The following is a 24405-nucleotide window of genomic DNA, read 5'->3' as shown; positions in this document are numbered from 1 at the left end:
ATAAACCTGCTCCTCATCTATTGAGTGATTTTGGCAAGTTTCAACGACCTATTTCCGTATGAGTAAACCGTTTTGGTTTACTCTTTTTTTTGCCAAAATTTAGGCCTATTTCCTGCCATTGTTTAATGGCCGGAAATGCCCCTAAAACCAATGAGACTCGTGCCTATCAAACCTCAGCAGCCACTTTGCGTGTGCGACTCCGAGTCCCTGAACTCGCACTCGACTTTTTCGCACTGCTACTTGTCGTTGTACTTGTTTTAGCGGTACTTGCCGTGCCAGTGCGTTTTGCAGAGCTAGAGGCTTTACGGTAAGGCGACTTGCGATAACCGGATTTATTCGCAGCCGTTTTACGATAACCTTGGCCTTTTAAACCATTAAGCGCGGTGGGCAGTTGTGCTCCTGCATTGTGAATAAGCGTGGACAAGGTGCCTAGCAGCGGTTGCATAAAGGCTTGATAGGAGGTTTCTTTATGACAAATACCGTTCAAGCTAGCTTCCCACAGGGCTGTCATGTCAGGCGTTGTTGCACTCGCGGGTAAGCTGTTAATTAATCCCTTACCCACATCCGTCGAAACGATAGATTTACCTAAGCGTTGTAAAAAACCGCGTTTAAACAGTAATTCAATAATGCCTGCACGGGTGGCTTCAGTACCTAAGCCATCAGTTTCTTTGAGAATTTTACGGATCTCAGGGTCGGTTACGTAACGGCTAATCCCCGTCATAGCACCGAGTAAAGTGGCATCGGTAAAGGCCTTTGGCGGCTGAGTATTTTTCTCAAGCAACTCGCCTCGAGTACAATGCAAAGCCAGCCCCAATTTTAGAGGCGGTAATTGGCCGATAAACTCGTCATTCTCCTCATCAGCCTTACCCGCGCTTTCCTCCGTCGACTTGTTGCCACTCGCCTTACTGCCATTTGGCTCTTGGCGGGCAAAGAGTTGCTTCCAGCCGAGGGATTTATCCTGACGCGCCTTGGTATTAAATAAGCCGCCCTCAATTGTCACTTGTACTGTGGTTTCACTGTAACAATAGGCCGGATAAAACTGGGCTAAGTACTGGCGGGCAACATGAAGATATAACTGCCTCTCACGCTGACTCAAGCTGGATAAGTTAGCCGTCTTCTCGGTTGGAACAATGGCGTGGTGGGCATCCACTTTTTTATCATCCCATGCCTTAGATTTAAGCCGTGGATCGGGTGCATCAGCACCTTGCAATAACTCAGTAGCACCGTCACTTATCGCCTTAAGTACCGAAGGCGCAAGGTTATGTTGCTCAACGGGTAAATAACGACTGTCGGAGCGGGGATAGGTAATGAGTTTATGGCGTTCATACAAACTCTGGCAGGTATCAAGCACATCCTTAGCACTCATTCCAAACCGTTTTGCCGCATCAATCTGCAACGCGGATAAGCTGTAGGGCAATGGCGGATTCTGTTTCTTGTCCTTAGCCACTAATTGAGTCACTAAGGCGGGTTTATCACTGATGCGACTCACCACATTTTGCGCTAACCCTCTGGCTAGTACTCGCCCTTCTTCGTCCATGTACGGCTGACAAGCTTCGCTGGGTTGCCACTTAGCGCTGAAGGTTTCCTGCTTTTCAGTCGCCAAATGCGCTAGCACTTCATAGAAAGGTTTAGATTGAAAATTAGCAATCTCTTCATCACGGCGCACCACTAGCCCGAGTAAAGGCGTTTGCACTCGCCCGACGGACAATACGCCTTGATAACCAACCTTTTTACCTTGGATAGTATAAGCGCGGGTCATATTCATGCCGTAAAGCCAATCGGCGCGGCTACGGGCTAAGGCCGATGTGGACAAAGGAATAAACTCGCGATTACTGCGCAGCTGCATTAGCGCCCGTTTTACGGCTTGTGGGTTTAAGTCGCTGATCAGTAAACGCTGAGTTTGATGTAACTTATCACCCGTCACGCCAAGATAGGCAATCACTTCATCCACGAGTAATTGCCCTTCACGATCGGGATCGCCTGCATTAACCAGCGTGTTAGCTTGTTTGACTAATCGTTTCAGCACTGTGAGTTGGCTGCGAGTTGCGGCCTTAGGTTTTAGTTGCCACTTGTCCGGCACTATTGGCAAGTGCTCGAATTTCCACGACTTAAATTCGGGATTATAGGCATCAGGTTCTGCTTGTTCGAGCAAGTGACCGACACACCAAGACACGCAATCGCCATTGGCGGCTTCGATAAATCCATCGCCTTTTTTATGGGGTTTAGGCAATACATCGGCAATGGCCCGCCCTAGGCTAGGTTTTTCAGCGATATAGAGGATCATACAAACACCAAGCACTGGATATAATTACAGTATAATTTAGCCCAAACGCCCGTTGAGTGCAAATTTCTGTGACAAACCGAGCTTAAATACCAAAGCTCAAGTGTAAATTCAATTGCGAATAATTCTCAACAACTACTAGAATACACAAATTTTAGAGGAGTGGCTATGAGACAATTTGCAATAAATGCGCGGCAGGCGATGACAATCAGTCCAGCATTGATATTAAGATTCAATCAGTTACTGCTATTTCATAGCCTGATGTTACTCGCGATAAGCATGCTCACCAGCACTTGGCTGGGACAAATGAAAATCATCGACATGCCTTTAGCTTGGGGATTCATGCTAGTAATGCCCATTGCGGTGAGTTTATCGCTACTGCTAAAACACCAAGTCACCCGCCATAGCTTAAGCAGCTTATTCGGGGTATGGATGCTGCTGTGGATCTGGGGATAAACACGGCAAACCTATGGCAGAAAAGATCAGCAGCCTCGCATCTCCAGCAATGGATTGAGTACTCGGATGTCGAGAACAAACACTCATAGAAGTTTCCCCTCGCCCAATCGCGACACCTTTCCCAAGTAGCGGTTAACGCTCTATAAAAAAGCCATAAAAAAAGCCAATGACGTTATCACTGGCTTTTTATCCGCCTAACGTTTCACCTTATGGGTGACAGACGTTATGCAGCTCTAAGTTAGTACCGATATCTTTGTTTCGATCCGCTTTAGCATCGTCATTACGCAGTTGCGTCAAGTGATCTAAATACGCTTGATCTACATCGTTAGTGATGTAATGACCATCAAAAACAGAAGTTTCGAAACGTTTAATCGCTGGATTTTCCATTCTTACCGCTTCGATTAAATCAGGTAAGTCTTGGAAAATAATGCCATCGGCACCAATTAACTTAGCGATTTCATCGGCATCACGGCCATGGGCGATCAACTCGTTTGACGTTGGCATGTCGATACCGTACACGTTCGGGAAACGAATTTCCGGTGCAGCAGAGGCAAAGTACACTTTCTTGGCACCCGCTTCACGGGCCATTTCGATGATTTGCTCAGACGTCGTACCGCGAACGATAGAGTCGTCCACCAGCAAGACATTTTTGCCTTTGAATTCAGTGTTAATCGCATTCAACTTGCGACGCACTGACTTCTTACGTTCCTGTTGACCCGGCATGATAAAAGTACGGCCAATATAACGGTTTTTCACAAAACCTTGTCGGTACGGTAAGTCCATGCAACGGGCAATTTCTAGCGCGATATCGCAAGAAGTTTCAGGAATAGGGATCACCACATCGATATCGTGATCGTACCATTCTTTCTTAATCTTCTCGCCAAGCTTAGCGCCCATGTTTACGCGACTGGCATAAACAGACACTTTATCGATCGTCGAATCTGGACGGGCAAAATAAACGAATTCGAAGATACAAGGGGCGTAGCTAGGTTCTGCTGCACATTGACGGGTATACAGCTGACCATCAATTGACACGTAAATCGCTTCACCTGGCGCCACATCACGCATCACTTCAAAACCGACGGCATCGAGTGCCACGCTTTCAGAAGCGACCATATATTCAGTACCCGTTGGCGTTTCGTGCTTACCTAACACCAGAGGACGAATACCAAATGGGTCACGGAACGCGACTAGGCCTTGACCGATAATCATAGCCACAACCGCATAGGCACCACGAGCTTGCTGGTGTACGTTAGCAACCGCATCGAACACTTCTTCCGACGTCAGGGTCAAACTAGTGGTTTTTTGCAGTTCGTCAGCCAACAGGTTGAGCAACACTTCAGAATCCGAAGTGGTGTTCACATGGCGGCGTTTTTTGATCAGCCCTTCGGCTAATTCGACTGTATTGGTTAAGTTGCCGTTGTGGGCTAAAGAGATCCCAAATGGCGAGTTAACATAGAAAGGCTGCGCTTCAGATGCGCTTGAACTGCCCGCAGTTGGATAACGCACATGGCCAATACCTGCATTACCTTGTAGGCGTTGCATGTGTTTGACTTCAAAAACGTCTTTGACCAGACCATTGGCTTTACGCAGTCTGAAAGCACCACGATCAATGGTCACAATACCTGCCGCATCCTGACCTCTGTGCTGCAACACTGTCAGTGCATCATAAATGGTCTGATTAACCGATGATTGGCCAACTATTCCGACGATACCACACATGGGTAAGCTTCCTCATTGTAAGATGTTCTATGCCCTTTCATGTTGAAATATAAGCAAATGATAAAGTAAAACTCTAGCCTTTCGGCTTAAGTGCTACCTATCGGTCGCCAAGGTATCCCGTCACTAATCTGTTAATCGCAATCGCACGCATAAACTTGCGATTGCGCTCACAGTTACCCTGTTTTTAGGCATAAGCCCTTGAACAGGAGTGACGTACATACCTAAGCGATTGCTACTTTCCATCACTTAGGATTAATTAATTTTCTTTCTTATAGTTTGGGTACAAAGCTGGAGGTGTTTTCCAAATAGTCAAAAAACCATTGAATGACAACGCCAAATTCGGGCACTAGCACAGAGTCCTTCCACCATTGGGTGTTGGGTGAACCTGTGAAAGCATCCATAAAAAACAGCAAGGCGCTTACAATTAGCGCGCCTCGAATAGCACCGAAACACAGGCCCAAGAGCCTATCAGTGCCAGATAATCCGGTTTTGACAACAAGTTGTCCGAGAATATAGTTAACTAAGGCGCCGAGTACCAAAGTGGTAATAAAAAGGATGGCAATAGAAACGCCATTACGCAGCATCTCATCGTTCATTTGAGTTAAGTGAACGGCAAGATCTTGGTAAAATTGGCTGGCAACAAAGAAAGCCGCGAACCATACCACTAAGGACATGGCTTCTTTGGCGAATCCGCGGATTAGACTGATGAGAGTCGATAATCCGATGACGAATATGATAGCGTAATCAATCCAAACCATTGAGATGGCTTTCCGACATGGGCTTTAAGACGGCGCGATTCTACCAGAGACTGAAACGATTCTCACCCCTAGAGAGGTAAATAAATCATTTTCAGTCGCTGATCTTATATCACCATTAAGATTCTAAAGGATTAAAAGGAACAATCCAGCCCTTAAGACGCGTGAGGTTTTCCACCTCAACTTGTATTTTCTTCAGCTTTGCCTCAGACACATCTGGCCCGACAAACACTTTGGTTAATACGCCATCTTTAGGATTTTCAGGGATAGTGTACGCTTTAAAACCACTCTTACGTAGCTGTGCAATCAAGGCTTTAACATTGGTTGCATTGTTAAAACTGCCGAGCTGCAAGGTAAAGCCACTTTTTAAGCTGTCACGGTTGGAAGTACTGGCTTTTGGCGTTTCTGCTTTGGGCTTTTCAGTCTTAGCGACGGTTGGCGCTTTAGTCTCAGCTTTTTTAGCGGGCTCCGTTTTTACCGTCGCCTTAGGTGGCTCTTTTTTAGGTTCTGGTTTCACTTCAGGCTTTTTAACTTCTGCTTGCTTAACCTCTGGCTTTTTCACCTCGGGTTTAACGTCCGCCTTAACGTCTTGCTTAGCGATGGCAGCTGACTTGTCACTGTCTGCATTATTGCCTGTCTCAGCTAAGGCGACATCAGCACCACTCAGCGCAGCAGCATCTTCTGCCGACAAGACTTCAAACATATCATCGTCGGCTTTTTGCTGCTCAATCACAGTCGGACGCAAAGGTATTTCGGAAAACTGCTCTTCTTGGCGATCTTTCTTGCCATCCAAAATATCCGGCAAAAAAATCACTCCAAGCGCAACCAGCACCACAGTGCCGACTAAACGATTATGAAACTGGCTAGACAAAACGGACTTCCTGCATAAATTGAGACTTAAAACCTGCCACAGTGTAAAAGGAGCCAAACACAATTACCACATCATCTGGGTTAATTTGCGCTTTTAATGCCGACCATGCCTCAGCTATGCCCTCAAACTCAAATGCGCTGGCCTCGGGTGCTAAGGTTTTGCGCAGCATGGCAGAACTCGCGCCACGCTCACCATGAAGACTCACTAAATACCAAGTGTCGACCAGAGGATGGAGCACAGGCAACACGCCCGCAATATCTTTATCCTTCAACATGCCACAAAGGGCAAACACCCGCTTACCTACAACCATTGGCGCTAATTGCTGCACCAAAAAACGCGCCGCATGGGGATTATGCGCCACATCGAGTAGCACTAACGGCTGCTCACTCACCCGCTCTAATCGACCGGTTAACCGAGCAGTGCTAATACCCTGGGCAATAATAGCGGGCGCGATATTCGGCCAACCCTGTTCAATTACGGCCAATACCGTGGCCGCATTCGGTAGCGGCAAGGTCGGTAACGCTAAATCGTGCAGTTTGAGCACTTGGCCTTGAAAGTCCCACAGATTGCCATGGACTTGGTAACTGAATTCGTTGCCGACGCGATACAAGATGGCGCCAACCTCATTGGCAACATCATTGACGGTATGCGGCAAGTTGGGCTCGCCAACAATAGCAGCTTTACCGTGACGGAAAATACCCGCCTTTTCACGGCCGACGAGTTCACGGGTATTCCCCAGATAACTTTCATGATCTAAATCGACCGACGTCACCACACTAATGTCGGCATCGATAATATTGGTTGCGTCTAACCGTCCACCTAAACCGACTTCTAAGATGACTACATCCAGCTTGGCGGCTTTAAACAGTATCAGGCCCGCAAGCGTGGCGTATTCAAAAAAGGTCAGGGAAATCTCAGCGCGCGCCGCTTCAATTTGCTCAAAGGCGGCGACAAAGGCGCTATCACTGGCGTCGCTGCCATTAATACGCACTCGCTCGTTGTATTTCAGCATGTGCGGCGAGCTGTATACGCCCACAGTCAAACCCGATAATCGCAGAATATTTTCCAGCATGGCGCAAGTTGTACCTTTACCATTTGTGCCAGCGACTGTGACTATCTTGCTTTGACCTAAATCTAATAGGCCAAGGGTTTGCGCAACCTTAGCAACACGGGTTAATCCCATATCGATTTCGGTTGGATGTATGGATAACAAATAATCCAACCACTGTTCCAATGCTGCATTTGACGCTGGCGCTGTTAGCATGTCCGTACATCCTCGTATTCGATAATCTCTCAAATAAGATCTTTTCAATCCAACATGAATAATGGCCCAAGGGCGAGCTTAGGCAATTGATATTGTTCTGGATAAGTCACATCAACTAAATAGAGCCCATGGGGTTTAGCCGTCGCTGCGGCTTGGTTTCTGTCTTTTAACGCGAGCAAATCACCCATCCACGTCAGCGGCTGATTGCCTAAACCGATTTCTAATAATGAACCGACGATATTGCGCACCATGTGATGTAAAAAGGCGTTGGCGGCGATATCAACAATCACATACATGCCTTGGCGCGTGACATTAACGCAATGTACATTACGAAACGGCGTTTTCGACTGACACTGGACTGCGCGAAAGCTGGTAAAATCCTGCTCACCTAAGAGTGCCTGCGCCGCTTGGTGCATTCTGTCAGCATCGATATCGCCGTGATAATGGCTGACACCATGGCGTAAAATTCCAGGGCGAAAACTGTGATTATAAATCACATAACGGTAGCGTCTGGCGGTGGCCGAAAAGCGCGCGTGAAAACTGTCGTCGACTTCTTTAACCCAACGCACGGCAATATTGTCAGGTAAATTGGCATTAACCCCTAAGGTCCATGCGCCTTCATTACGAATGGCTTGGGTTTCAAAATGAACCACTTGGCCCGTGGCATGCACGCCCGCATCGGTACGGCCAGCGCAGAAGACGCCGATAGGCTCGTTGGCCACTATCGATAACGCCCGTTCTAATTGCGCTTGTACTGAATCGACTTCGGCCTGACGTTGCCAGCCAAAATAACCATTGCCGTCATATTCAATACCTAATGCAATCCGCATCCACTTTTCCTCACAATTGATTTAGCGGCGCATTTTATCACAGCAGCCCATAAAAAAAACGGCGCTGAAGGCGCCGTTAGGTTGAAACTCTCTCAATCGGGATTAACTCATCTCTTTGAGTAAACGTCCAGCTTCATCTTGCTGGCGCTCGTTACCATCAATTTGCACTTCTTTGAGCAGGGCTTTGGCGCTGTCGCTGTCGTCAATTTCGATATAAGCGCGAGCTAAATCCAGCTTAGCGTTGACTGAGTTTTCTTCATCATCGACATCAATCATAGCGGCGTCACCGATTAAGGCTCCGACATCACTCATTTCCACGTCGACTTCCGAATACAAATCGGTATCAGTGCCGTCTTCATCGGCATCATTCAACAACTTGTCGATGTCGATAAAGCCGTTTTCATTTTGGAAATTCGTTAAATCATGCTCAGGAACAAACTTCTTCTGTGCTTTACGCGACTCTTGGGCATCGAGTGCAGCTAACGCTTCATCGACAGTGAGATCATCGACGAGTGAGAAACTGTCTTCTGATGTCAACACATCTTCATCGTCATCAAAATCGGTATTGGCCGTGAAAGCAGCGAGTACATTATCGTCGCTTAAATCGAGGCCTTGCTCAGAATCGTCAGCATCCTCTTGGGTATCGAGTTTAAAATCTTCAATAAAATCAAGATCGTTACGCGTCGCCTTAATCGGCTTCTCTTGAGTCGCATCATCCGGAGCCGGCGTATCAGCTAGCGAAGCATCGGCATTAGGCTCGACATCATCGACATCCGTTTCAGCGGCGGCATCGGTTGGCGTCGCAGCAGGTTTGGCCTTAGGCGCAAAATCAAGCTCTGAGTCCCAATCGAGCACGTGGGGATCTTTGCTCTTATTGGCTTTTAAATCATTAAAGAAAGAAGACTCTTTTTCCTTAACACTCGCTGCGGCGGTAGCGGCAGCTAAAGTGGCTGCAGCCGTAGTCAGGGCGTCAGAATCATCATCTTCACCCAACTCTTCAACTAACGAGAAAGTATCATCAGTGCCGTCAATCGAGTGAGACGCACCAATACCTTTGAGTAAATTGTCTTCATCTGTGGCGTTATCGTCCGCATCAAGCTGCGCCGTTTCCATATCGAAGTCGAATTCATCTTCATCGGCATCGAGTTGCTCTGGCACATCAAATTCAGCTAACAGCGCATCTAAATCTTCATCGCCTGACGCTTCGCCCTTGATATCTTCCGGTAACGAAGCTTCTAGCTCTGCGGCAATTTCTGCACTGATCGCATCATCTTCAGTATCGTTTTGTGCATCGTCTTCGGCATCGTCTTCAGCATCAACTTTGATTTCAGGCTCAGCATCAAAACTCGCCAGCAACGAATCAATATCATCGGATTCATCTACGCCTAATTCATCCAGTTCATCGTCTAACTCGGCGGCGATTTCAGCACCAAGATCAGGTTCAGCTTCGGGTTCTGCTGGTTTATCGAAATCGGCTAACAGCGCATCGATATCGTCAGTGTCTTCTACGCCAAGCTCATCAAGCTCTGCATCTAACTCGGCGGCAATCTCAGCACCCAGATCAGGCTCTGCTTCGGGTTCAGCTGGTTTATCAAAATCCGCTAACAGCGCATCGATATCGTCAGTGTCTTCTACGCCAAGCTCATCCAGCTCTGCGTCTAACTCGGCGGCAATTTCAGCGCCAAGATCAGGCTCAACTTCAGGTTCTACTGGTTTATCGAAATCTGCTAACAAGGCATCGATGTCGTCGGTATCTTCTACGCCCAGCTCATCAAGTTCGGCATCTAACTCGGCAGCAATTTCAGCGCCAATATCAGACTCGACTTCAGGTTCAGCGGCTGGCGTTGGTTTATCGAAATCGGCCAATAGGGCATCGATATCATCAACCTCTTCTCCGCCCAGTTCATCATCTAGCTCATCATCGAGTTCTGCGGCGATGGCGGCACTGAGATCTTCATCGTCAGAATCAATAGATTCTGTTGCAGGTTCTTTTGCCGTTTCTGGATCTTCAGCAGGAACACTAAACTCGGCAAGTAAGGCATCGAGATCATCGTCATCGGCGACGGCTTCATTGGCAGCTTGAGTATCTTCTACTTCAACGTCGTCTTCTTCAGCTAAATCGCTAGCAAAGTTTCGTTCTAATTCACTTAAATCGTCTTCAGCTTCAGTGTTGTCTTCTGAACCTAGGCCCGCTAATAGCGCATCGAGATCGGCTTCCTCAAGAATATTGTCAGATTTAGGTTTCTCCTCAACAATATCCTCTTCCTGATCGCCCATGGCTTCGGCCCACAGGTCATCAAGAGATTGCCCTTCGTCTTCAACCTCAGGTTCGGCAGAGAGACCCGGATCGACAAACATTTCAGACGCCATATCCATCTGATCGTTTGAGTCAGTCAAATCTTGCTCAGGTTGTAAATCGACGCTGCCCATATCAAGCAGGCTATCGATAGAGTCCGCATGGTCGGTATCTAAATGCACCGCCATATCATCTAAGTCGTCATCATCCATGTCCATGATGGCAGTACCGGCAACGCCAGCAGCACCCGCGGCCATAACCGCTTCTTGCGCCTGCATTTCACGACGTTCTTTATTACGTTTACGGCGCAGCAACCAGAATACTGCCAGTAACAAGAACAAGGCAGGGATCACAGCGGCAGCAATCATTAACACTGGACTATTAAGGATATTACGCCATAAATCATCGGGCTCAGCAGGCGCCTGAGTCTCAGCTTCAGCCGTTCCCGTTGCCATCTCTGGCGTTTGGGCGGCTTCAACTTCGGCTTTCAAAGCTTGATTTTGCAGTTTGCTGGCTTGCAGGGTTTCTTCTAGCACGGCAATGCGTTGATTCAATTCTTCAACTTTCACTTTTAGCGCTTCAACATCTGAAGTGCGGACAGTGAGCTGATCTTGAGTGCGAGCTAATTCATCGGTTAATGACAGATTTTTACTTTCAGCTGCTTCTAAGCGCGACGTTACATCAGAGCTCAGCATCTTAGGCTTGTCTGGCGCCGGCGTTTCTACCACTGGCACTTTGGGCGGCGTCACTTTGGTTTCAGTGATCACTTTGGTTTCAGCAATCACAACAGGAGCAGTAACAGGCGCTTGCGTGGTCACTTTAGCTGCAGGTTTCTGCACCGCTTTCGCTGGCGCACGGGATTGTCTGTCGCTTTGCTCTGCTCTTGCTATCGCCATACTATTGGGAATCGACAGCATGACTTCTTTAGACGGGATCAGCAGGATCATACCACGTTCTAAACTGTTGTAGCTGGCAGAGTTAAACGCATGGGGGTTAGCATCATATAGCGCGGCCATCACTTGATAGACGCTGACACTGGCATCGGGACGGACTTTTTGCGCTATGCTCCAAAAAGTGTCTCTGGATGTCGTTGGGCCATATTGATGATTAACTTGACGGATCTGTCCGTCTGGCCCCATGATTTTTAAGGGTTTTAATCTTGGCGTATCTGCTGCAACGGCGGGATCAATAAAATAAGCGGTAGAAGAAACAGCTAAAACAGTGGCCATTAGACCCACAAGATACGAAGTGCGAAATTTCATCAATCCTTCCCTTTGAAGCGCTATAAAGTTATCTCGCTGATAACAGGCTTTAGGCAATTGTATTTATTGAGATTACTATAAACCAGAAATCCCTGCCCTGCTACTGTTCACAATTGTAAAACAAAAAAAGCCTGCTGACAGCAGGCTTTTTCAATGGGCATGAAATGCAATCTCGTGCTTAGTAATAATCTCTCACTAAGATCTCGGCAATTTGCACACTGTTCAAGGCTGCGCCCTTACGAATATTGTCTGACACCACCCACAGGTTAATCCCGTGAGAATGAGAGATATCCTTACGAATGCGGCCAACATAAACCGGATCGGTACCAGCACCATCGGTTACAGCCGTTGGATAGTCATCATCTGACTCAAACAATACCACTCCTTCGGCATTACGCAGTAAAGCTTTAACGTCTTCTGCATCGACAGGCTGGCGAGTTTCGATATTAATGGCTTCCGAGTGACCATAAAACACAGGTACACGTACGGCGGTTGCATTCACTAAAATCTCATCGTCACCGAAAATCTTCTGGGTTTCCCAGACCATTTTCATTTCTTCTTTGGTATAGCCGTTATCCATAAATTTATCGATTTGCGGCAATACGTTAAAAGCAATTTGCTTTGGATAAACTTCGGCTTCAGCAGGCAAACCTTGCAGCAGTTTAGTGCACTGATGCGCTAACTCTTCAATGGCTTTTTTACCTGTACCAGAAACTGACTGGTACGTTGCCACGTTAATGCGGCTGATACCATAGGCATCATAAATAGGCTTAAGCGCCACCAGCATTTGAATGGTTGAGCAATTTGGGTTGGCAATGATATTGCGATTGCGGAAATCGGCGATAGCATGCGGATTCACTTCGGGTACGACCAAAGGAATATCGATGTCGTATCTAAAGTGCGAGGTGTTATCGATAACAACACAACCCGCTTCAGCCGCAATCGGTGCCCATTTGGCGGAAACATCACCCCCTGCGGAGAAGAAACCAATTTGAGCTTGGGTCCAATCGAAGGTTTCTACGTCGAGAATGGTAATTTGTTTGCCATGAAAGCTGACCGTTTCACCGGCGCTGCGGCTACTGGCTAAAGGATACAAATTGGCAACCGGGAAATTACGCTCTTCGAGGATCTCTATCATTGTTTGACCCACTGCGCCCGATGCACCTAAAACGACAACATTAAATTCCTGTGACATAGCTACTGACCGACTCCTGAAAAACCTAAATTGGACAACCAATCTACCTCAGATTGACCGTCATAAGCCAGCGCCAATGCACTAAATTCGCGTCTATGTTGGTGATTTTTTCTCATAGTGTCGAAGCCATTCTCATTTAAGAATGTATTTCTGAACATCTTGTCATCATCGCGCAAATCATAGACAAAACGCGCGAGCTGCAATAACGCTTTTTCATTCGGCGCGGTCGCAAGTTCGACCGCCTTAATGTTAAAGGTTGGCAACAGATCCAGCAGGCTTTTATCGGCAGTAATATTCAACAACTGACACAGGTTTTGGTAGAGCATAAAAGTGCCGCGCGCCTTACCTTCTAAACTGTAACCTGCGATATGCGGCGTAGCAAACTCTGCCAATGGTACCAACTCGGGCAGAGGTGTTGGCTCGCCTTCCCACACATCGAGCACTAATTTAAGATCGTCACGTTGCTGCTTCACTTTAATAAGCGCCTGATTATCTATCACATCACCGCGGCAGCAATTCACTAACCATGTATTGGGTTTGAGTGCCTTTAAGCGCGCCTCATCGAACAAATGCTTGGTTTTATGCTCGCCAGTGCGCGTGATGGGCACATGTAAACTGATGATATCGGCCTGCGCCATGATGGTTTCTAAGCTCACAAAACTGCGCGGATCGCCCTCTGCAGCTTTGATGGGATCGTTAAGCAGTACTTTAATACCATAGGCTTGCAAACATTTTGCCGTCGCAGTGCCAGTGTTGCCCGCGCCCACTATGCCGACGACCTTGCCCTTCAGTGGCGAATTAAAGCGCTGTGCTAACTCCAGCATAGCGATAAAAGCAAACTCCCCGACCGCAGTCGCATTGCAACCTGGTGCATTAGAGAAGGGAATATTTCGCTCAGCAAGATAGGCTAAATCCACATGATCTGTGCCTATGGTGGCACTGCCGACAAATTTCAGCTTATTATTGCCTGAGAGCAACTCGGCATTCACTTTGGTGACCGAGCGCACTAATAGCACATCGGCCTCGCGTACTTGCTCGGCGGTTAACGTGCGGCCGTTAACAGGAATAATGTCCCCGAGATCGCCAAATAGCGGTTCAACATAGGGCATATTTTCATCGACTAAAATCTTCATGGGCACCTGATCGGATAAAAGTGGGAATGGAAGGCATCAAGATGCTCGGTATTCTAACAAGACTAATGGGATAAATCCCTGCCTATGCAACAGGTTCACATAAAACGCCCATAAAAAAGGGAAGCCTAAGCTTCCCTTCTATCGCGTTTAATCAATAAACTTATTTGAATTTACGCATCACTAGCGTGGCGTTTGTACCGCCAAAACCGAAGCTGTTGCTCATCACAGTGTTCAGCTCAGCAGCGCGATATTCACGAACGATAGGCATGTCTTTCGCCGCGTCGTCCAGATTATCGATATTGATGCTTGGGGCAATAAAGCTGTTTTCCATCATGATTAAGCTGTAAATCGCTTCATGTACACCAGCAGCGCCTAAAGCATGACCTGTCATAGACTTAGTCGATGCAATAGGTGGGCACTTGTCTTTGAATACTTCACGTAGCGCTTCTAATTCACGTACGTCGCCCACTGGCGTTGAAGTACCGTGAGTGTTGATGTAATCGATTGGGGTATCAACATCGGCCATGGCCATTTGCATACAACGCACTGCGCCTTCGCCAGATGGCGCTACCATGTCATAACCGTCTGAAGACGCGCCATAGCCAATCACTTCAGCGTAAATTTTTGCGCCGCGAGCCAGAGCATGCTCTAACTCTTCAACCACTAAAATACCGCCGCCGCCAGAGATCACAAAACCATCACGGTCTGCATCATAGGTACGAGAGGCTTTTTCTGGTGTGGCATTGTACTTAGTTGACAGTGCGCCCATAGCATCAAAGCCCATGGTCAGCGTCCAATCCACTTCTTCAGCACCACCGGCAAACACCATGTCTTGCTTACCCATTTGGATAAGTTCAACGGCGTGGCCAATACAGTGGGCGCTGGTTGCACAGGCTGAACTGATAGAATAGTTCATGCCTTTAATTTTAAATGGCGTAGCCAAACAAGCACTGGCCGTGCTCGACATGATGCGAGGCACAATATACGGACCAACACGTTTGACGCCTTTTTCACGCAGTGTATCGGCAGATTGCACTTGGTTAGACGATGATGCGCCGCCTGTACCGACAATCAAACCGACGCGCGGATCTGAATACTGCTCTTCAGTTAAATTGGCATCGCTAACGGCTTCTTGCATCGCAATGTAAGCATAGGCAGCGGCATCGCCCATGAAGCGTAGCGCTTTACGATCGATATGCTCAGCTGGGTTTAACTTGATGTCACCCCATACGTGGCTACGTAACTGCATCTCTTCAAACTGAGCTGAATGCGTAATACCACTGCGGCCCGCTTTCAGTGACTCGGTCACTTCTTGCTTGTTATTACCGATACTTGAAACAACACCCATTCCGGTGATCACGACTCTTTTCATTTTATTGCTATCCATTGTGTACATGTCAGTACCTACTTTTCGCTGAGCCAATAGTATCTGTTTTGACTCAATTAAGTGGTCAGCTTTCCATAAAGGCGAGTAAAATAATGCCAATTATGAGACCGAGAGTAAATTTCTTTGACTGCAGAGCCCAATAAACCTTGTCAAATTAAGCGTGATTACCAGCAATTAATCAACCTTTATCCCGCAACAGCTCACACTGATGCACACTATCTCAGCAAATTGAGCATTTATCAGCAGCGGGTATTTGAGGCTCATTCACAGCAAAAACTCTTAATATTAGGCCAAATTGGTTTAGGTAACGGGCTTGAACTCTTATCTTGGTGGCGCACTCAGGCGAATCCTAGCCAACGTTTGCTCCTTAAGTTGTTCGAACCCAATCCGATTAATGCGTACGAACTTAAATCACTTTGGGATCAATCACTCACTCTTGTGAAAGAAACCCCATTCGAGCCAAATCTTGAATCAAAGCAAGCGTCAGCGTTAGAGTGTAAACCTGAGCTCAGCCAGCTTGCTCAAACCTTACTCGATGCTGAGCCGACGGCTATTATAGGTTGCCAGAGATTAATTTTTGATGACGGTCGTACCACTATCGACCTGCACTTTGGTGATATTCAAACCCAGCTCAGTTCACTCACCCATTCGCCAATGCATCCGGTTCAACACTGGTTGATATTGCCCCATCTGCTACAGGCGCTACATCATCAAAGCCAATGGCAGATGGCAAAACTCAGTGACGATAGCGCAACCATTGCCACGATTGGATTAAGCGAATCAAGCGAATTAAGCGAAACAACAGTCAACCGTTTCCAAGCCTGTGGCTTTACTGTGAGCGATATCAATGAACTTGGTACCAAAGCTCTGGGTATCCATCAACCAGTCACACTGATTAACCACCAGCCTGACGCCGTACTGCTACACGAGCGCCAAGTCTTACGTCAGCAAGACGCTAAAGCCTATGCTTTTAATCCTATGGCTGCAATCTTATCCTCGCCGACGCAAAGCTCGATTGCCATTATAGGCGGCGGCTTAGCCTCGGCGCATTTGGCGCTGTCTTTGGCTGAGCGCGGCCAAGGTGCACAGGTATTTTGTAAAGATGCCGAGCTAGGCCAAGGCGCATCGGGCAATCGCCAAGGAGCCATTTATCCACTGCTGACACCGGAAAATGATGAATTAAGCCGCTTCTTCCAACAGGCATTTTTATTTAGCCGACGTCGAGTGCAGGCGCTGACATCCGCCCCCGCCGACAATCAGACGCCGATTTCCCATAATTTTTGCGGCGTATTGCAAACTGCCCACGATGAACGCAGCCAGTTACGACTCGATAAAATCATTCAAGGCCAACCCTGGCCAAGTGAAATCGCCTACGCCGTCGATGCTGAGCAAGCCAATGCAATTGCCAAAATCAATCTCGATAAGCCAGGCTTTTTTTATCCCTTAGGTGGCTGGGTTTGCCCATTTGAATATGCAGAAGCCGCGATAAAAAAAGCGATGCAACTGGCCGATGTGAGCGTCTCGCTTAATACCGACATCCTTGCCATTGAACGCCAAAGCGATGGATGGGTTTTGTTGACTGAAAAGGAACGTTTCGGGCCCTTTGCACAACTTGTACTCGCCAATGGCGCAGAATTGACACAATTTGATGCCAGCAACAAATTACAAATTAGCCCCTTTCGCGGCCAAGTCAGCCATGTGCCCGCTCAATTTCAATTGAGTCAGCTCGCAAGTGTGCTGTGCGCAAACGGTTATTTAACGCCAAGTCACCAAGGACTCCACTGCCTTGGCGCGAGTTACGTTAAAGAACCCAAGCATTTAGACTTTTGCCCGCAGGAACAACAAGAAAACCTCATGAAAATGCACGAGAGTTATCCGAACCAAGACTGGCTTGAAGATATCGACATGAGTGGCAACAATGCCCGCGTCGGCGTGCGTATGGTGACGCGGGATCATTTCCCTATGATGGGCTGCGCGCCCGATGTGGCGAAAATCCTTGAGGATTATGAGCAACATCAACTAACTAAAGAGAGTCGACACTACTGGCAAACCACGCCAGCGCCGGTGCATCAAGGACTGTATATTCTTGGTGGGTTAGGCTCTCGGGGGTTAAGTTCTGGGCCACTGGCCGCCGAATGTCTTGCGGCGCAGCTGTGCGGCGAACCAATACCGCTCGATAAAGAAACCCTGTGTAAACTCAACCCCAATCGCATGTGGCTGCGAAAATTGCTCAAGGGTAAAGCGCTCTAGGCAATCAATCGCTAGAAAAATAACGTTTTTGAGCACTATAAAAAAGGGATTAAGCCATGACTTAATCCCTTTTTTAAATGTTTTCTGTAAACCACTTAAGCGGCTGTGATGACTATTGCGTTGTCACTGCTGTGGGTTCAAGGCTGCTAGACTCAAGACTGCTAGCTCCAACATGTCGAGGTTTTCGCGGCGCTCTGGGCACTTTCACCCGAGTACGATTGTTGTTATCGCGACTCTGACGAATAAGCGCATCACCACTTATGCTCGATGCTAGGCTTGCAGCCTCACGGTGAGATTTAGCCAATCTGTCGTATAACAGCACATTGACCGACGCAGCAAGATTCATACAACCGACCGTAGGCACATACACTACGGCATCGGCTTTATCGATAATCTCTTGGCCAATAGTGCCATCTTCAGGACCAAACACATAAAAGGCTTTCGCTGGATGGACAAAATCCGGCAGCGGCGTCGCGCCAACCACCAAATCCACACAGATAAGCTTAGTGTCCGCCGGAATCGAGGCGAGTAATGAAGTGACGCCCGTGAGCGGAATGCGCTCTCCAGCATCCTTAGTATCGACATGGTATTGCACTGCACCCGAACGCGCGGCTAACTCGTAGCGCCTGCCGGTATAAAATACGCCGTCAACGCCATAACAACCCGATGCGCGCATAATACCGCCGACATTAACGGGCGTTTTAGGATTCACTAAGCCGATAAATACCGCGCTGGCATCGAGCGTTTGCTCACTGGCTAATTCAGCACTCGGCATTTCTGTACTCGTTACTTCGGTACTAGTCACTGCAGTATTAGTCACTTGCTCGTTGTCAGTCATAGGCATAACGCTAGGCAACATCAAATTCGCCTACAATCCTTGCATGCAGCTGTGCCCATGCCTGTTCAACCAAGGCATAATCGGCATCGTTTAATTCTTGGCGCGCGAGCGCTAAACAGTCGGTCATTTTCAACATAAGGGCATCGAGATCGGTTGCACCCTGCGCTTCAAGTTGTGATAACACAACGGCGACATGGCCCTGTAAATAGCCACAGGCAAACAAAGCATCGTCATCACCATGACTGACTACACTGGCGATCCACTGTTCTAATGCGTCTTCGTAATGCTCTAACATTGGGTCTAACTCTCCATTAATACTGGATTGGCCGACACATCTGCTGCGACCAATAAATCTGGATTGGCCACCTGATACATGACGTAATCATGGTAGCCCGTCGTCACTTTATAATAGCCGCCAAGCTCGCTATCTAATTTAGGGTCGCCACTATCCACAATTAGTGGTCGTCCATCAAGTGCTTTTAGCTTAGTTTTTGTGGCGAGGATAATAATATTGTCTTTTCCGATGCGCCGAATGAGCTCAGGCGACAACTGTTGATTGCCGCGTCCTAAGATATGGCCTTGGCCGCCAATTAAAGTAATCACCAACTTAGTCGGCTTATCTTGGGTCAGTTCAAGTAATTCATTCGCGGTTAAGTCACTGCCAACAAGGTTTTTATCTTGAATGAGATCAACACCGAGCAGGGTATTGTCCAGAGCTAACTCTTCCATCACAAAGGCAACCGTACTGCCAGAGCCCATGATGTACAGCTCATCTTCCATTTGATTAACCACATCGGCGGCGATATCGGCCAGCACGAGTTCATCGACTTCCTTGCCGCCCATCTTCACCGCTTGCACATAACGCGGCTCTGCGGGCACTAAAAGCTCACCAAATCGTTTGGCGCGCACTGTGCCTTGGCGAAAAGCCACTTCGTCAATATCCATCACATCGGCAGACATCAAACTGACGAGCTCACCATCGAGCAACATTTTGACCACCATGCCAGAGGCATGGGGCGTAATACCGTAAACGCCGGAATGAATTTTCACGCCAGCGGGCACGCCTAGTACAGGGAGTTTGTCATCGATAGTAGCTTGCTCAAACACAGAATAAACGTCGCGGGCCGTGCCGTCACCACCGGCAAAAAGCAGTAAATCCAGTGGTTCATCCAGCAGCGCACGCACAACGGCCTGCGTATCCAGTGCCTGAGTTTTATCTGGGGTTTGATACACCACTCGCGTGGTAAAACCCAGTGACTTAGCGACGTCTTCACCCATGATGCCCGAGGCGGTAATAACCTCGATGTCATCAGCATAATCACGGATAACCTCAAGTGCCTGCATCATACGCAAAGCGGCTTTAGGTTCTGCGCCTAAGGCAAGCGCCTCTTCGGCAACACCATCGCTGCCCTTAAGGCCAACACTGCCACCTAAGCCAGCCAATGGATTGATCACTAACCCTAAACGAAACCGAATCACTTTTTACCTCACTTAACGCAATCTTGGAATTTTTATCTTTATATTTTAGTATCTTAATAGATGCTTTTAATCGTGATTGATATTGCTAGATTGACATTGCTAGGCCGTATGGGAGGCAACGCCAGGTTTATCCCTAGGAATAAAGAATACCGCCAGCATAGCGGCAAAAGCGCATCCGGCAGCAAACACCCAAGACCAAACTGCCCCGCTACCATCGCCCCAAATATAGCCGCAAATCCAAGTGCCGAGCGCACCGCCCACTCCAAAACTTAAGCTGGCATACAGGGCTTGACCTTGGCTTCTGTGACTCGCATCGAAATGCCTGTGCACAAATTGAATCGATGCCGCGTGGGTTAAGCCAAAGGTAAAGGCATGTAATAATTGACTAAAACCAAGCCACAATACGCTGTCCACTCCGAAGGCAACCAACAGCCAACGCAAGCAAGTCATGCCGATACTGACAATCAATAGGGTATTAACACCATAGCGGCCCAGTAAACGCGGCGCGAACATAAACATCACAATCTCGGCCATAGCGCCAAGGGCGACAAATATCCCCGCTGATGATTCTGAGTAACCCGCTTGTTTTAAATATAAGACAAAGAAGCCGTAGAAAGGCCCTGCGCTCATTTGCAGCAACATCGCCGAGAGTAAGAACCAAATAATCGCCCGATTCCATTGTAATGGCGGCCGCACTTGACTGGTGTCACGCACCAAACGATTTGCTGGTAATGGCAACGCACTAGCTAACATGCCGATAAACAATGAAAAACCGATATAAGGCAGCACTTCTGTGCCCCACTGGCCAATCGCAAAGCCCGCACCGACAACGAGGCAAATATAACCAACACTGCCCCAGCTGCGAATTTGACCGTAGCGGCTGGCATTCTCGCCTAAGGTTTCTAAGGTGATCACTTCAAGCTGGGCGAGGATCGCATTCCAAAAGAAAGTATAGAGGGCCAGACTCAGCGCCATATACACAAAACCGCCATGGTAGAAAAAACTCAAATACGCCAGCGCGGCGGCTCCCGCGCCCATTTTTATCAGCTCAGCACGCATCCCCGTTCGGTCAGCCACTTTGGCCCACACATTCGGGGCAACGATACGCGTCGCCATCAGGATGGCGAGTAAAAAGCCAATTTCTTGAGGATTAAAACCGCGATTTTCGAAGAAGACCCCAAGATAAGGGACCATAGTACCAAGAATAGAAAAGAAGAAAAAATAGCAGGCACAAAGCCAGCGTAATTGCCGGCTTGTGCTGGAAGAAGTTGACATTAACGCATTCCCTTTATCTCATGCCACTTGTTGTATCGTTATCGCATACCATCTATCACATGCGCCTATCTCATACCCCTATTTCATGCGCCTATCGCATACCACTATCTCATTCCGAGAACGGGTGTGTGACTGCGTACATCCTGATTTTGCGCTCTGTGTCTTAGCAAGTGATCCATCAACACAATGGCAAGCATAGCTTCGGCAATCGGTACCGCGCGGATCCCAACGCAGGGATCGTGACGACCTTTAGTGACGACTTCGGCCATTTCACCCTGCGCCGTCATACTTTGGCCCGGCACACTAATGCTTGATGTGGGTTTTAAGGCAATATGGGCAATGATCGGCTGGCCCGATGAAATTCCACCGAGCACACCGCCCGCATGGTTAGATTCAAAGCCTTGAGGTGACATTAAGTCACGACCTTCGGAGCCCTTTTGAGTCACGACACCAAAACCATCACCAATCTCAACGCCTTTGACGGCATTGATGCCCATCAGCGCGTGGGCAATATCGGCATCCAATCGATCAAATACTGGCTCACCTAAACCCACTGGCACACCTGTCGCGATAACGGAGATTTTCGCGCCAATGGAGTCACCGGATTTTTTCAGCTCACGCATGTATTCATCAAGCGCTTCAAGCTTGCTGGTATCGGGGAAGAAAAAGGCATTTTGCTCAATTTGGTCAACATCAATCGTCTGCGCACAAATAGGACCCAGCTGTGACATAAACCCATAGATCTCGATACCGTGAACTTGCTTCAAATACTTTTTAGCCACAGCACCCGCCGCAACGCGCATCGCGGTTTCACGGGCAGACGAGCGGCCACCACCACGATAGTCACGCATACCGTACTTTTGCTGGTAGGTATAATCGGCGTGTCCAGGACGGAATAAATCTTTGATATTAGAGTAATCTTGACTGCGTTGATCGGTATTTTCGATCAAGAGTCCAATTGAGGTACCCGTGGTTTTACCTTCGAAAACGCCGGATAAAATCCGCACTTCGTCTGGCTCACGGCGGGCCGTGGTATATCGGGATGTCCCTGGGCGACGGCGATCAAGATCATGCTGCATATCGGCTTCGGTTAATTCAAGCCCTGGTGGGCAACCATCAATAATGCAACCCAGTGCAACACCGTGACTCTCACCAAACGTCGTCACTACAAAATTTTGACCAATACTGTTTCCAGACATCCGCTTTGTACACCTTAGGTTATTTGTTCATCGCTCCGTGTCCAGCGACCACTGGACAATTTATTTTCCCGCTGCAAGCCTAACTGGCAGCGGGAAAAGTCTCAACCTAATTTGCTATCTTAGGTTATTCTGCGTCGCGATAAATGCCGAACACTGACTGATTTTCGACCAGTTGATCGCGGGTTAATACAAACACGCCATCGCCGCCATTTTCAAAGTTAATCCAAGTGAATGGCACTTCTGGGAATTGCTCAATTAAATGCACCATAGAATTACCGACTTCAACTACGAGTAAACCCGTTGGTGTGAGGTATTGCGCGGCATTGGCCAGTATGCGTTTGGTTAAATCTAACCCGTCGCGACCAGAGGCTAAACCGATGGCAGGCTCATGATGATATTCATCTGGCATGTCGCCAATGTCTTCAGCATCCACATAAGGTGGGTTTGAAACAATCAAATCATACTGTGGACCTTCTGGGATGGCCGAGAACAAATCCGATTGCATCGGGAATACTCGGTCCATCACACCTAAGGTTTCGATATTGATTTGCGCCACATCTAATGCATCTTCGCTGATGTCCAGCGCGTCAACTTCGGCATCTTCAAATTCGTAGGCACAGGCAATTGCGATACAAGCGCTGCCAGTACATAAATCTAAAATACGCGTTACTGGTTTGCCATACAACCAAGGGCTAAAACGGTTAGCGATCATTTCAGCAATCGGTGAGCGTGGCACTAACACGCGCTCATCGACGTAAAATTCAAGTCCGGCAAAACGCGCTTTGTTGGTCAGATAAGGCACAGGAAGGCGCTCTCTGACACGGCGAATAATCAACTCGACAATTTTATGCTTTTCACTGCTGGTCAAGTTGCTTAAAATCACTTGCTGGCCGATTTCTTCGGGTAAGTGTAAAGCATGGAAAACTAAGGCGATGGCTTCATCCCACGCGTTATCAGTACCATGACCATAATACACATTGGCGTCGTTAAAACGGCTCACGGCCCAACGTAACATATCGCCAATAGTGCGTAATTCTGTCACAGCTTCATCTACAAAGATCTTATCCAAAACGTGCTCCCGCTAGTTTGTTCGCGAACATTGTAACTGAACTCTATTCAGAAACCATAGGATTCAATAGAATACCCGCCATGAATAAAGACGACGACAAAGAAGGCTTGGCGATGTTCTCAGCGCTTATCGATGGTATTAAACCCATCACGCAAAATAAGCGACACTTTCGCACGCCCTTAAAAACCAAACAGGAAATAGAACTGAAAGAGCAGCAACTGCATGCTAACAGTTATTTCTCAGATACTTATCAGCCGCTACTGCCAGTACAAGGACCGATGCGTTGGTTAGAGGAAGGGGTTGATAGCCTAGAACTCAAACGCCTGCGACGTGGAGATTACCAGCCAGATTTGCTGCTGGATTTGCACGGCTATCGCCAATCGGAAGCCAAACTTGAGCTAGCGGCACTGATCCAAGCCTGCGTTAAACAGCAAAGCCTGTGTTGCTGCATTATGCATGGTTACGGCAGTGGCATATTGAAACAACAAGTCCCCATGTGGTTAGTGCAGCATCCTATGGTGAAGGCTTTCCATCAGGCCCCTAAAGAATGGGGCGGCGATGCGGCGTTATTGGTGCTGATTGATATTGGTGAGCAGCCGCATAGACGTTAACTCGCTATCGACTTTAAACATTAACGTTTCAGGTTTAGCGGATTAGCGAGTTTCCTACGTTTACCAAAAACAAACGGCCCACATTCAGTGGGCCGTTTATTTTATAATAGAGACATAAACCTAGATTAGCTAATGCTATGAGGCGCGTGCTGCCACACGATTGAAGCTTGCTCGGCATGTTTATCAATAAGCGTAATGCCCGAGGTGGCAAATAACGGCGGCTCAACACCCG

18 protein-coding genes and 2 pseudogenes are annotated in these 24405 nt (G+C 47.9%); 3 read left to right on the top strand and 17 right to left on the bottom strand.

Annotated elements, in window-relative coordinates; all coding sequences use genetic code 11:
- Positions 1 to 166: 166 nt before the first annotated feature.
- Complete coding sequence (locus tag BM607_RS13695) at positions 167 to 2284, bottom strand: DNA topoisomerase III (protein WP_071939563.1); 2118 nt, start codon at positions 2282 to 2284, stop codon at positions 167 to 169.
- A gap of 165 nt (positions 2285 to 2449) precedes the next feature.
- Here BM607_RS13695 and BM607_RS13690 point away from each other — a divergent pair, with 165 nt between their 5' ends.
- Positions 2450 to 2737 (top strand): hypothetical protein, encoded by a 288-nt coding sequence (locus BM607_RS13690; protein ID WP_006085456.1) that lies wholly within the window; start codon positions 2450 to 2452, stop codon positions 2735 to 2737.
- Positions 2738 to 2944: 207 nt separating this feature from the next.
- On the opposite strand, the gene purF is transcribed toward BM607_RS13690, so the two are convergent.
- The 9 genes from purF to fabB form a co-directional block, all read right to left on the bottom strand.
- On the bottom strand, positions 2945 to 4459 hold the full coding sequence (gene purF / locus BM607_RS13685) for an amidophosphoribosyltransferase (protein WP_006085457.1): 1515 nt from the start codon (positions 4457 to 4459) through the stop codon (positions 2945 to 2947).
- A gap of 269 nt (positions 4460 to 4728) precedes the next feature.
- Entirely contained in the window at positions 4729 to 5217 is a 489-nt protein-coding gene (locus BM607_RS13680) for a CvpA family protein (protein WP_006082220.1), read from the bottom strand.
- 115 nt (positions 5218 to 5332) lie between these two features.
- Positions 5333 to 6085 (bottom strand): cell division protein DedD, encoded by a 753-nt coding sequence (dedD, locus tag BM607_RS13675; RefSeq protein ID WP_071939564.1) that lies wholly within the window; start codon positions 6083 to 6085, stop codon positions 5333 to 5335.
- Positions 6078 to 7349 (bottom strand): bifunctional tetrahydrofolate synthase/dihydrofolate synthase, encoded by a 1272-nt coding sequence (gene folC, locus BM607_RS13670; protein ID WP_071939565.1) that lies wholly within the window; start codon positions 7347 to 7349, stop codon positions 6078 to 6080. The genes dedD and folC overlap by 8 nt, the downstream gene beginning before the upstream one ends.
- Before the next feature lie 44 nt (positions 7350 to 7393).
- On the bottom strand, positions 7394 to 8179 hold the full coding sequence (gene truA, locus BM607_RS13665; RefSeq protein ID WP_011847178.1) for a tRNA pseudouridine(38-40) synthase TruA: 786 nt from the start codon (positions 8177 to 8179) through the stop codon (positions 7394 to 7396).
- Positions 8180 to 8281: 102 nt separating this feature from the next.
- Entirely contained in the window at positions 8282 to 11737 is a 3456-nt protein-coding gene (locus tag BM607_RS13660) for a FimV/HubP family polar landmark protein (RefSeq protein WP_071939566.1), read from the bottom strand.
- Positions 11738 to 11915: 178 nt separating this feature from the next.
- Positions 11916 to 12932 (bottom strand): aspartate-semialdehyde dehydrogenase, encoded by a 1017-nt coding sequence (locus BM607_RS13655; protein WP_006085463.1) that lies wholly within the window; start codon positions 12930 to 12932, stop codon positions 11916 to 11918.
- 2 nt (positions 12933 to 12934) lie between these two features.
- Positions 12935 to 14065, bottom strand: coding sequence for a 4-phosphoerythronate dehydrogenase (locus BM607_RS13650; RefSeq protein ID WP_071939567.1), 1131 nt, complete (start codon positions 14063 to 14065; stop codon positions 12935 to 12937).
- 160 nt (positions 14066 to 14225) lie between these two features.
- Entirely contained in the window at positions 14226 to 15437 is a 1212-nt protein-coding gene (fabB, locus tag BM607_RS13645) for a beta-ketoacyl-ACP synthase I (RefSeq protein ID WP_071939568.1), read from the bottom strand.
- A gap of 138 nt (positions 15438 to 15575) precedes the next feature.
- Here fabB and mnmC point away from each other — a divergent pair, with 138 nt between their 5' ends.
- Positions 15576 to 17702, top strand: coding sequence for an FAD-dependent 5-carboxymethylaminomethyl-2-thiouridine(34) oxidoreductase MnmC (mnmC, locus tag BM607_RS13640; protein ID WP_071939569.1), 2127 nt, complete (start codon positions 15576 to 15578; stop codon positions 17700 to 17702).
- A gap of 95 nt (positions 17703 to 17797) precedes the next feature.
- Here mnmC and BM607_RS13635 read toward each other — a convergent pair.
- From BM607_RS13635 to prmB, 6 genes and pseudogenes are all read right to left on the bottom strand, one after another.
- Positions 17798 to 18561, bottom strand: a pseudogene (locus BM607_RS13635) (RNA methyltransferase).
- Positions 18551 to 18835 carry a YfcL family protein gene (locus BM607_RS13630; protein WP_006082230.1) on the bottom strand — a complete coding sequence of 95 codons (285 nt, stop codon included), beginning with the start codon at positions 18833 to 18835 and terminating at the stop codon, positions 18551 to 18553. Before BM607_RS13630 ends, BM607_RS13635 begins: the two are co-directional and overlap by 11 nt.
- A gap of 5 nt (positions 18836 to 18840) precedes the next feature.
- Positions 18841 to 20019 carry an ATP-NAD kinase family protein gene (locus BM607_RS13625; protein WP_071939570.1) on the bottom strand — a complete coding sequence of 393 codons (1179 nt, stop codon included), beginning with the start codon at positions 20017 to 20019 and terminating at the stop codon, positions 18841 to 18843.
- A gap of 99 nt (positions 20020 to 20118) precedes the next feature.
- The gene (locus BM607_RS13620; RefSeq protein WP_006085470.1) at positions 20119 to 21294 is read right to left on the bottom strand and encodes an MFS transporter; all 1176 of its coding nucleotides are present in this window, start codon (positions 21292 to 21294) and stop codon (positions 20119 to 20121) included.
- A gap of 104 nt (positions 21295 to 21398) precedes the next feature.
- Complete coding sequence (gene aroC / locus BM607_RS13615; RefSeq protein ID WP_071939571.1) at positions 21399 to 22493, bottom strand: chorismate synthase; 1095 nt, start codon at positions 22491 to 22493, stop codon at positions 21399 to 21401.
- A 124-nt stretch (positions 22494 to 22617) separates the two neighbouring features.
- Complete coding sequence (gene prmB / locus BM607_RS13610) at positions 22618 to 23562, bottom strand: 50S ribosomal protein L3 N(5)-glutamine methyltransferase (protein WP_006082234.1); 945 nt, start codon at positions 23560 to 23562, stop codon at positions 22618 to 22620.
- Between the two features lie 80 nt (positions 23563 to 23642).
- Here prmB and smrB point away from each other — a divergent pair, with 80 nt between their 5' ends.
- Complete coding sequence (gene smrB / locus BM607_RS13605) at positions 23643 to 24173, top strand: endonuclease SmrB (protein WP_006082235.1); 531 nt, start codon at positions 23643 to 23645, stop codon at positions 24171 to 24173.
- A 125-nt stretch (positions 24174 to 24298) separates the two neighbouring features.
- On the opposite strand, the pseudogene BM607_RS22155 reads toward smrB, so the two are convergent.
- A pseudogene (locus BM607_RS22155) lies at positions 24299 to 24405 on the bottom strand (phosphohistidine phosphatase SixA); the annotation flags it as partial.

The organism is Shewanella sp. SACH, from assembly GCF_001887095.2.
Classification (GTDB): domain Bacteria; phylum Pseudomonadota; class Gammaproteobacteria; order Enterobacterales; family Shewanellaceae; genus Shewanella; species Shewanella baltica.
Note: the sequence above shows the minus strand (reverse complement) of the source record. Positions and strands in the feature narration are given on the sequence as shown.

Bases quoted from the DNA above. Each gene is read 5' to 3' on its own strand.
- BM607_RS13655 (WP_006085463.1), bottom strand. From the start codon at position 12,932: ATGTCACAGGAATTTAATGTTGTCGTTTTAGGTGCATCGGGCGCAGTG.
- truA (WP_011847178.1), bottom strand. From the start codon at position 8,179: ATGCGGATTGCATTAGGTATTGAATATGACGGCAATGGTTATTTTGGC.
- BM607_RS13660 (WP_071939566.1), bottom strand. From the start codon at position 11,737: ATGAAATTTCGCACTTCGTATCTTGTGGGTCTAATGGCCACTGTTTTA.
- BM607_RS13690 (WP_006085456.1), top strand. From the start codon at position 2,450: ATGAGACAATTTGCAATAAATGCGCGGCAGGCGATGACAATCAGTCCA.
- BM607_RS13620 (WP_006085470.1), bottom strand. From the start codon at position 21,294: ATGTCAACTTCTTCCAGCACAAGCCGGCAATTACGCTGGCTTTGTGCC.
- folC (WP_071939565.1), bottom strand. From the start codon at position 7,349: ATGCTAACAGCGCCAGCGTCAAATGCAGCATTGGAACAGTGGTTGGAT.
- BM607_RS13680 (WP_006082220.1), bottom strand. From the start codon at position 5,217: ATGGTTTGGATTGATTACGCTATCATATTCGTCATCGGATTATCGACT.
- fabB (WP_071939568.1), bottom strand. From the start codon at position 15,437: ATGAAAAGAGTCGTGATCACCGGAATGGGTGTTGTTTCAAGTATCGGT.
- aroC (WP_071939571.1), bottom strand. From the start codon at position 22,493: ATGTCTGGAAACAGTATTGGTCAAAATTTTGTAGTGACGACGTTTGGT.
- BM607_RS13695 (WP_071939563.1), bottom strand. From the start codon at position 2,284: ATGATCCTCTATATCGCTGAAAAACCTAGCCTAGGGCGGGCCATTGCC.
- BM607_RS13650 (WP_071939567.1), bottom strand. From the start codon at position 14,065: ATGAAGATTTTAGTCGATGAAAATATGCCCTATGTTGAACCGCTATTT.
- BM607_RS13630 (WP_006082230.1), bottom strand. From the start codon at position 18,835: ATGTTAGAGCATTACGAAGACGCATTAGAACAGTGGATCGCCAGTGTA.
- smrB (WP_006082235.1), top strand. From the start codon at position 23,643: ATGAATAAAGACGACGACAAAGAAGGCTTGGCGATGTTCTCAGCGCTT.
- purF (WP_006085457.1), bottom strand. From the start codon at position 4,459: ATGTGTGGTATCGTCGGAATAGTTGGCCAATCATCGGTTAATCAGACC.